This is a genomic window from Streptomyces sp. NPDC005004 (assembly GCF_053600675.1).
The window spans coordinates 63,359-72,787 of record NZ_JBSGAH010000026.1; the positions used below are offsets into that span (position 1 = coordinate 63,359).

Annotated in this window: 5 protein-coding genes and 1 pseudogene; 2 read left to right on the plus strand and 4 right to left on the minus strand. The window is 68.6% G+C overall.

The annotated features are described in order from the left end of the window. Positions 1-18: 18 nt before the first annotated feature. From ACWEEU_RS27855 to ACWEEU_RS27865, 3 genes are all read right to left on the minus strand, one after another. Positions 19-2,775: a Helicase associated domain protein gene (locus ACWEEU_RS27855; RefSeq protein ID WP_451735903.1), complete on the minus strand. Its 2,757-nt coding sequence runs from the start codon at positions 2,773-2,775 to the stop codon at positions 19-21. 136 nt (positions 2,776-2,911) lie between these two features. Beyond that, positions 2,912-6,568, minus strand: coding sequence for a PIN domain-containing protein (locus ACWEEU_RS27860; protein ID WP_451735906.1), 3,657 nt, complete (start codon positions 6,566-6,568; stop codon positions 2,912-2,914). 115 nt (positions 6,569-6,683) lie between these two features. Beyond that, a complete protein-coding gene (locus tag ACWEEU_RS27865) occupies positions 6,684-6,929 on the minus strand; it encodes a hypothetical protein (protein ID WP_451735908.1) in 246 nt (81 codons plus the stop codon). Positions 6,930-7,291: 362 nt separating this feature from the next. On the opposite strand from ACWEEU_RS27865, the gene ACWEEU_RS27870 reads away from it, so the two are divergent. Both ACWEEU_RS27870 and ACWEEU_RS27875 read left to right on the plus strand, forming a co-directional pair. Further along, a complete protein-coding gene (locus ACWEEU_RS27870) occupies positions 7,292-7,534 on the plus strand; it encodes a hypothetical protein (RefSeq protein ID WP_451735910.1) in 243 nt (80 codons plus the stop codon). A gap of 165 nt (positions 7,535-7,699) precedes the next feature. Then, a pseudogene (locus tag ACWEEU_RS27875) lies at positions 7,700-8,178 on the plus strand (DUF6368 family protein); the annotation flags it as partial. An 885-nt stretch (positions 8,179-9,063) separates the two neighbouring features. On the opposite strand, the gene ACWEEU_RS27880 reads toward ACWEEU_RS27875, so the two are convergent. Continuing rightward, positions 9,064-9,429, minus strand: a 366-nt coding sequence (locus ACWEEU_RS27880) for a transglycosylase SLT domain-containing protein (RefSeq protein ID WP_451735912.1), incomplete at its 5' end; no start/stop codon positions are given.

A 9,429-nucleotide genomic window follows, 5' to 3' on the forward strand; every position in this document is an offset into this window, starting at 1 on the left:
GTCCCCCCCCCGGGTGGTTCACACCATGTGAGTAACGAAGCCGTAGTAGCCAATCACGTCGCGCAGATGCTTGTGGGTCGCGCGGTGCAGGCGGACGGCCCAACTGCGGGCGGTCTCCTCGTCGGGCAGTCCACCGATCGAGAAGTGGACGGGCCCGGTACTCCCCCATGCCGCCTCGCCCGCGCGGACTGCTCTCTCAATCATGGTTTGCAGGGTGAAGGCCGCTTCGCGCTGCACGACGACCAGTTTGGTGGTGGAGGTGTCGACGCGGGCGCTCCACCCGTCGGCACGCTGCAGGATGAAGGCGGTCGGTGTGTTGCCGCGGCGTGCCTTCCTGTAGGTGGCGGCCAACGCGTGCGGGCGGCCGGTGAGGTCTGCGACGGTATCCAGCTGGCTGGCTCCCGCCCGTGGCCGGCTCCGGCGTGCTTGTGGGAGACGGGAATTGCTGGGGCTCTGGATGTACTCGGCTGTGCGGCGGGCCAGTTCACGAAGCGCGTTCAGGGCGCGGCGTTCCTCTGGGGCCAGGTCCGCCGAGGTCGCGAGGTGCTCATGAAACCAGGCTCCTAGCGGGAAGGAGCCGGAGGGGCCGCTCGCATCTCTCTCCCACGTGACTTGGTGGCCCGCGGGGATGTCCAGGTGCCCTTCCTCTGCCAGGAAACGGGCTGCGTGGGGTAACCCCAGGCTGTAATTGTTCCTCTTGCTGGCGGCCCTGGGAGGCCGCAGCAGAATCTCGGTGCCGGGTTGCGCTCCGATCTGCAGTAGCAGGTCCTGCTGCTCGGGCGTCAGGCGGAAGAAATCTCTCTCCTGCGTCGTCATCCAGCGGACGGCGGCAAGGTCGTGCTGGGAAGGTGCACGCGTGGCCGGGTTCCATGTCTGGCCCCAGCCGCGGTAGCAGGCCTTGGCCAGGGCGTAATGGGACTGCCAGGCGGGCGGCCAGGGCGGGTTCCACCACCGGTCGATCCGGTCGAGCGTGTTTTGCACCTCGCCGTCCAAGTTCCCGGCGCCGGCGCGGGTGCGGCATGTGCTCAGCCATTTACCCAACGCGTATCCGCCGACCACAGTGGTGGTGGGGACGGCGAGGTGACCGTGGGTACGGGCGAACAGGCGGGCATGGTCGAGCATGCCCTGGGTTGCGGTGGGCGGTGTCCAGCTCATGTCGAGGCTTTCCAGTGCGGTGCGGCGCTCGGCAGGGAGCGCGCCCAGCAGGTGGTGAAGTCGCTGGCCGGCGGTCCACTGGCCCAGGCCGAAGCCGTCCTCGTCGATGTAGTCGAAGGGGACGTTCAGGTGGCTGAAGGAGCGATGGTAACGGGTGGCGGAGCGCAGTCCCTCGGTCCAGGTCCCGGCGGCGGGAATGAGGATCTTCAGGCCGAGGACACGGGCGAGTTGGGCGGCGCGTTCGGGGTCGCTGTAGAGCAGTTCGCGGGTGATCAGGGTGTTGGGGCGCGTTGGCGGGGGCAGGGTGACGCGGTCCATGAACGATTCGTCGTGTGAGCGCAGGGCCTGCAGGATCGCGATCAGGGCGGCGAAGTCGGAGCTTTCAAGGATGCTGGCGCCGTCACGGGTCTCGGGCAGGTAGACGGGAATCAGTAAGGTGGTGCGCTTGCCGGCACCCGGCGTCTGGCGCAGTCCTCGGGCGACTCCTTGGACGGCGTCGATGGTGCTGTAACGGGGTGCGGCGAAGACGACAGCGTCCAGGTCGGGCAGGTCGATGCCTTCGTTGAGCATGCGAGCGTTCGACAGGACAGCGACGTCCTGCCCGGGGTCGGCGAAAGCGGCGAGCAGGGACTGGGTCACGGTGCCGTCCTGCTCGCCGTAGACAGCGTGCGACCACAGGTGGTCGCGGCGCAGTGGATCGTGGACCTGGGCGGCGGTCTGGGGCAGGGTGCGGGCGAACCCGGTGGCGGCCTCTACGCGGTTGTGGAAGACCAGGATCCGGCGCAGCTTGTGTTCATGGATGGCACGTACGACGGCAACCTGCACAGCAGAGTTGCGCAGGCCGTCGTGGTGCGCGGTGCCGGCGGGATGGGGATCGTTGAGGATGCTGAGCAGGTCCTGGTCCTGGTCGTCGACGACAACGACCAGGACCTGGTAATCAGCGACGATGCCGCGCTCGATGGCGTCGGCCAGGCCCAGGCGGTAGACGGTGGGGCCGAACACCTCTTCATGCTCCATCGTGGCCAGAGGCGGGCGGTCCTCGGTGTCGAGCAGGCCGGCGTCGGCGCGGGCGGCCCAGATCCTTGGCGTGGCGGTCATGTACAGGCGGGTGGCGGCGGGGATCAGGGTGTCGTCGTGGACGGTGCCCCAGCCCTCGCCGAACGCGGCGCAGGTGCGGTGGGCCTCGTCGGCGATCAACAGATCCCAGGCCCCCAGGCCGCTGGAGTGAGCGGCGGTCAGGTGGTGCAGCGAGGCATAGGTCGCCACCACCACAGCCGGCCCAGGCGACCCCGCCACCCGGGCGGCGATAGTGGCCGGGTCGCTGGTCATGGTGACTTCCCGAGACGGCAGGCCGCTGTCTTCCTGGGACAGGGAGCACACGCCGATCAGCAGGCCGCGGTACCCGGCTTCGCGCCATTTGCGAGCGGTCTGCACCACCAGGGCTTTGGTCGGCACCAGCACCAGCGTCGCTCCTTGGGGGGCGAGTTCGGCGGATACGCGCTGGCCGATGAGGGTCTTGCCGCTGCCGCTGGCGGAGACCACCGTCATCCGCCGCCGGCCCTCCCCCGCGGCCGCCCGGATCGCAGCCAGGGCCTCTTGCTGGTGGGGACGTAACCGCATCGCGCTCCTTCACACAGGTGGCCGTGTTGTGCGGCGGCTGGCATGCCGCAGGGCACGGTCGGACCGGCGGGAACAGGCTATATCCCTCGGGTCGCGCCGGTTACGGGTTCCTCTGCGGTCCCTGGCCGGGGAGCCTTCAGTTTCCTGGGTGTGTGAGGACGATCCGGGCGGCGGCCGCCTTCTCCGCGTCAGGAGCGATCTTGTACAGCTTCATGAGCTGGCTTGCGGCCACCACGTGACCGAACCGGGCGACCAGGGCGGCGTAGAACTGGGCGAGCGCCTCCTCCAGCGGGAGCCCGGCGTCGTCACGGACCGCGATGCCGCAGCGGAGCCCGGTCAGGATGAACGGGAGCGAGGAAGTGTTGACCCACGGTTGGGTCAGGACCTGCCAGACCAGAGCTTTGAGGTTCTGGTTCGCCGCCCCGGGCACCGAGGCTCGGGCCAGGCCGGTGGAGGCGGCAGCCAGCCACAGGTTGATGTCGTGCGGGCGCTGCTCACTGATGTGGGAGATGCAGTCCAGCACGAACGATGCCGCGGACTGTGGGTGCGTCCATGCCAGCGGGCGGGACAGAGCGTTCGCGACGGCTTTGGCCTGCCAGCCGTCGGCAAGGGCTGCGGCCTCATACAGGTCGGTGGAGAAGTCGATGTCAATGTAGTAGTTGCGCAAGAGGTCAGCCTTGGTGAGCAGAGCCTCGCGGGCACTGAACTGGCCGGCAGCGGCCGTGGCGTCCAGGAGGTCGAGGGTTCCGAAGGCGGGGATGTGCTCAGCACGCGCGATCGCGCGCAGGACCCGATCATCACTCCACAGGACCAACCCGTGCTCCTTGGCATAGTCGGGCGCGGTAAGCCACTCCTTACCGCGCGTGCCAGGGAGCGGAAAGCGGCGCAGTTCCGGACGTGGAACGCGGGCGACCGATCTGAGGACTTCCACGACACGCACTGACGTGGAACGCAGCCGCTCCAGGTTCGCCACTTCGTCGCTGCGGACCTCTGGCCGCTGTCCCGCCTCGTCCCAGCCCAGCGTCAGCTCCGTCTGCAGCGCGAGGGACTCCTTGGCGTAAAGGGCGTCTTGGAACAGCTGGTCGGTGGTGACCACTTCCTCCAGGTTGCCGATCAGCCGCTCGGCATGGCCCGGATCCAGCAGTGCCAACGTGTGGGCAGCGGTTGGATCGATGACCGTGCGCACGGAGCGGGCTGTGGCCACCGCTTCGGCTCCCACGCTGGCGGCCAGGGCATCGCCCGCATAGACGAAACCGGCCCCCCGGCGCAGGCTCAGCTCCGTGTAGCCCCGACCGGTTACCCATGTCAGGGTGCCCAGGGGGAGGTCGCCGGCAGCGACTTTGCTCTGGACTTCCTTGATGTTCTCGTGCGCCTGACGCAGTTCGTCGGCAACGTTGACGAGCGGATCATCGTCTGGGCCTAGTGTCACGGCGCGGAACTGGGAGCTGTCGGGGAACCGTTCCAGGTAGTCGGCGGTGGCTTCGTTGAGCTGGCCTGCGTCGTTTTCAGACCACCGCTCGGGGGTGCCGGCGGCGCTCAGGTGCAGGGTCGCGATGAACGCGCCGAGGAGTTCCTCGTCATCGGGCCAGCGCTGCATCAGGGCCAGCGACTGGCCGGCGAAGTTGGCTTCGCTGGAGTGCTTCGCCCCCAGCTTCACCCACAGCAGGGCCTCGTGTCCGGTGCGGGGTTCGATGGGCGTGCCTTGGTAGGCCAGAACGTTCCAAGCATCCTCGAACAGGCTGCGGGCTACGTGGCAGCGGACCAGCGCCCAACGGGCGTTGTGGTCGTGCGGATCGAGGGCAAGCATGTTGCGCGCCGCGTCGGTGGCCCGGTCGGTGTTGCCTTCCGCCAGCTCCGCCTCGACCAGCAACCCGTACATCTCACCCTGTGCAGCCCAGTCCGGACCGGCCAGCGTCAGGGCCTCCCGCGCGCACACCTTCGTCTGCGCGGGCATGTCGGCATGCCGGTAGGCGTCTGCCGCCATGGCCATCAGGAAGGCGTCACGCCAATGCTCCGCACCCGAGCGCAGCGTCCGTGCCCGAAGCTCTCGTTCGCCGCTGATCTGGTACCGCTGTGCCAGTGCCAGCACGATGATCCGGCTCTTGGTGACGTTGGCGCGCAGCACGGAGAGGTCGCCGGCGGAGCTTGCGGTCAGTGCCCGGGCGATGAGTCTGATCTCGGCGACAATCTCAGGATGGGAGCCTTCGACGCGGTCCAGGTCGGCCGGTTGCGTCCCGCACTGCGCCATTCCCATTGCGGCCTGGAGTTGTTCCTGCTCGGTGGTGGCCGCGTCCCACACGGCCTGCCAGGCGGCTTGGACCTGCGGGGGCTCGATCTGGCCGTCGGTTTCCTGCTCCAAGATCACGGCGGTGATCTGTGCACGGGCGTAGGCGCTCTCGACCTGGCTCTGGAGGCGTCGAGCCTCATCCACCCGGCCGGTGAGCGCGGCGAGTACTGCCCGGTGCTCGATCAGTCGGGGGTCGCGCGCCTCGCGGGCGAGTGCCTGGCCCTCGGGCTGTTCCTGTGTCAGGCCCCAGGCTGTGGCGGCATCTCCGCAGACCTGGGCTGCCTGCACCGCCACCACCGTGGGTGCCACGCTGTCGCCGAACCATGTCCGGCGGCCGTCGCGGGCTTTGATCGCCAGCGCGAGGGCTTCGCGTGCATCCGCGAGCCGGTGCTCGCTCCGGCCGCGGACGGCACGGTCAAGGAGGATGAGAGCGGACAGATGCTGGATGCCGGCCATGATGCCGTCCGGGTCTGCGGCACGCAGCCGGGCCAGGGCGGCGGCGTCCTGGCCTGTGCTGGTCAGGGCGTGGGCTTCCAGGCCGGCTTTGAATGCCTGAGCCGTCCGGGTGGCCGGCTCCCAGGATGCGAGATGGCCCAGAGCCTTCTGCCAGTCGCTGTCGAACAGTGCCAGCATTCCGAGCAGGAGAGGTGAGCTGGGGTTGTTGTTCGTGACGAGAAAATCGCGCGCATCCTGGTCCGTTCCGGCCGCGCTGAGCTGCTGTGCTTCCCGCGCGACCCACAGGTCCCGCGGGAAGCCGCCATCATCGATGCAACGCTGGAAGAACGTGACCGAAGCATGGTGGGCCTCGTAGTCCGAGGCGAGTTGGGCCAGCCAGGCGAACGCCTGCGGGGGTGCTTTCTCCATCCAACTCGGAAACCGGTGGGCCCACTGCGTCAAGAGCGCCTCGCGCTCCGTCGGGCAGCTCTGCAAGAGCCCGACTGCCTGATCCACGGCCGGCCATGCTCCCGTCAGGGCGTGTGCCTCTTCCTGTGCCCGCGGGCTCAAGGTCCGCAGCCCCGTCTGGAAGTCCGTCCGTGCATCGAGACGGTGGAGGATTGCGTGGCTGCTGCTGGCAATCTGCTCAAGCACCGCGACGAGTTCGTCGCGCAGGGCGGTGCACATGCCCAGCAGGTCTTCCTCGCTTAGATCCCGCAGGCCCGCCAACGCGTCCTGGCCTTCAGCCTCACGATCGTGTTTCCATCCCTCCAGCAACTCGACCGGATAGGTGGCGCTGTTGGGGCCGTCGACCGTCTTGTGGTGAGGAGTACACAGCAGCATCAGGTTGCCGAAGCTGTTGCGCTGCTTGACCGTCCAGAACGGGTCGAACCGCGGACCACCGCTCTCGAAGGCGCGGATGTGAGCGATCTCCAGGTTGAGCATCGGCTCAGCACCGACCATTCGGATGACTGGCTCACCACAACCGGGCCAGTAGCACGCGCCGCGGGCCAGCGTCATCAGCCCGGCGATCGTCGCGTTGGTGTAACTACGACGCGGTTGCGAAGTCACGGTGCCCCCACTCATGTCAAGACGGCCAATCTATCGGCCAGCACTGACAGCACACCTGCACACAAGGCGACAGGCCATGAGGGTGGCCAGCGAGGCAGGTCCCCGGTACGGGCGCTCAGGCAGGGGGTGGCCACGAACGTGCGACGGGCGCGATGGTGATCCGGGCCGCTTCGACCAAGGTGTCGACGACGGGCAGGGCGTTGCAGTGCCTGACGCAGGAGAACACGACCAGCGGCGCCGGCCGACCGGAATCCCGGTAGCTGCTCAGCTGCTCCAACGCCCCGCGGGCGAAGCGTGCCTGCAGGCTCGGGGTGCCGCCGAAGGAGGGATCTATCTCGTCCAGCCCGTCCAATACCGGCAAGACCATCTGTGCGCGAATGGCAGCAAAACGGGCGCTTGCACGCCGCGCCTGGTCGACGCGCTTCGTAAGAGATTGTCCTTCTAGCTACGACACTATCTGTCTAACAACAGCATGCCAGTTCAAACGGCATCGATCATCGACCGGTTGATGCGATGCATGAATACCATCCCAGCTCACAGGCAGAACCAGAATCCTCTACGCCGACTCTAAGCGCTGCACTTCAGAGGCAACTTGATGTCGTAACTACAGAGAGGATCGACACCCGGCGATGTTCCGGCACAGCGCCAACACCCGGCGGTGCTCGTCATCCATGAACGCCCCCGCGATCTGCGTGGGCGTTCGGCGCCCAAAACACCCCGTCCATGGCCGGCGAGAGCGAACACTCCTTGGCGTCCTCGGTCCTGGCCGACCCGTTTGTGCTCGATGGACCCGCCCCGGACGGCCGCCCGCCGGGCCTTCACCGAGCTCACGCCCTCCGCCAGTTACTCGCGCTCGATCCGCCCGACGTCCCCGCCACCGTCCCCGCCACCGCCACCGCCACCGCCACCGCCACCGCCACCGCCACCGCCACCGCCACGAGCGTAAGGACCGACCGCACGGTCTGACCGGAGGCTTCGCGAGCCCCGCTCCGAGAAGGCGTGAAGGCCCTCACCACTCGAACATCCCAGGACCGGCGCCCTGCCGTCCCTGGGGCCGTCACCAGCGAATGAGCCTTTGGGCCATGAACGGACCGGTGTTGGTGATCGAGTTGGCGCAGGCCGTCCCCCCGCGTGGCGATCCAGCGGCTCCGCGAGTTCCTGCTTGGCGCCTCGGCACGGTTTGAGGAGAAACGGGACGGCGAGTACGACCTGAACATTCACGCGGAGAGCCTCGGGATCACGGATGCCGGAGACGTAGACGGACCTCGGCCCGTCCCGGTCTCTCTCATGGGACCTGCGATCGGTGACGAGGCCACCTTCGAGGCCGAGCACGCCAACGAAGTCGGCCAGGAACCCCTCATCGGCTTCACCCCACCCACGCGGTCGACGTCATCGCGTTCTGCGACCGTCCTGCCGACCACCTCGTCACAGCGCTGCCGACCGCCGCCGGGAGGGAGGTCATCGGCAGTGCCGCCGACGCCGAACCGCGAGAAGACCAGGTTCCCATCATGGCCGGCCTTCCCGGCATCGTCGTAACGATGACCGATCCGCGGCCCGCCGCCTACGGCTCGGCGGAATTCCTCCGAGCACGGGCCCAACAGCCGGGCTCCCGGCTCCTGAAGCAGCCGGAACTCAGCCACCCGGCGCACGCGAGCAGTACCCGCTTGCGTCGCAACGTGAACCTGCTCGGCCGAACATCTGGCGCTTGAGCATCTTGATCCGGTTGACGTGCCCTTCGACGGCAGACGGACAGCGCCATCAGCCCCACCGCCGACCGGTCCGGCTGAGACTGCAAGCACATCGGACCGGACCGATCCAGGCAGGGATCAGCTCGGCCCGAGCCTGGCACCCGACCAGCAAGATCGCGATCTACAGCGGAGTACGAAGCGGTGACACCAGCCTTGCAGACATCGAAGGCCAGGAAGCACCGCCCGCCCGCACCGGCACCGGCACCGGCACCGGCACGCGGAAGCGGAGGAACTCACACCACCCGCTTCCCCCGCGGCGCAGCCGGCGCACAGCCTCAAAGAGGCCGGCGATGAAAGCCTCAGCGGGCCGGCCACAAGCGAGGCCTGGCCCCGGCAGCGGGCATCCCGCCACGGGACACGGCGGGACAGAAGACGCGGCACCGGACCGCGGGACAGACCAGGAGGGGACCGGACAGGACACGGGACGCGGGACGCGGGACACACCGCAGCCCGCGGAACACGGCGCGGGACACGGCAGGGCAGAGAGCGCGGCACCAGGCAGAGGCCGCGGGACAAGGCAGGGGCCGGACAGCCACGGGCCGCCAGGCCCGCGGGACGCGGGACAGGGCGCGGGCGCAAGTGGCAGTAGCCCCCGACCGGATGCGGTCGGGGGCCACTGCGGGTACGTGGGCTGCACCGGGCCACTGCGGGTCACGCAGGCGGGGTGCGGCGGGTGCACTGCGGGTTACGCAGGCGGGGTGCGGCGGGTGCACTGCGGGTCACGCAGGCGGGGTGCGGCGGGTGTGGTCAGTAGGCGGAGTTGACGTTGTCGATCGAGCCGTAGCGGTGGGCGGCGTAGTTGGCGGCGGCGGTGATGTTGGCGACCGGGTCGGTCACGCTGTGGGCGGTGCCGGCCACGTGGTAGGCGTTGAACGTCGGGTCGATCACCTGCAGAAGCCCCTTGGAGGGGATGCCGTTCTGCGCGTTGACGTCCCAGTTGTTCTGGGCGTTGGGGTTACCGCCGGACTCGCGCATGATGTTGCGCTTCAGACCGTCGTAGCTGCCCGGGATGCCCTTGGCCTTCATGATCGCCAGCGACTGCCGGATCCAGCCGTCCAGATTCCCCGACGCGGCCGACGCGGCCCGGGGGGCGGTGTGAGCACCGTGGGAGAC

Excerpts from the sequence above, each read along its gene's own strand:
- ACWEEU_RS27855 (WP_451735903.1), bottom strand. The coding sequence starts at position 2,775 with ATGCGGTTACGTCCCCACCAGCAAGAGGCCCTGGCTGCGATCCGGGCG.
- ACWEEU_RS27870 (WP_451735910.1), top strand. The coding sequence starts at position 7,292 with ATGGCCGGCGAGAGCGAACACTCCTTGGCGTCCTCGGTCCTGGCCGAC.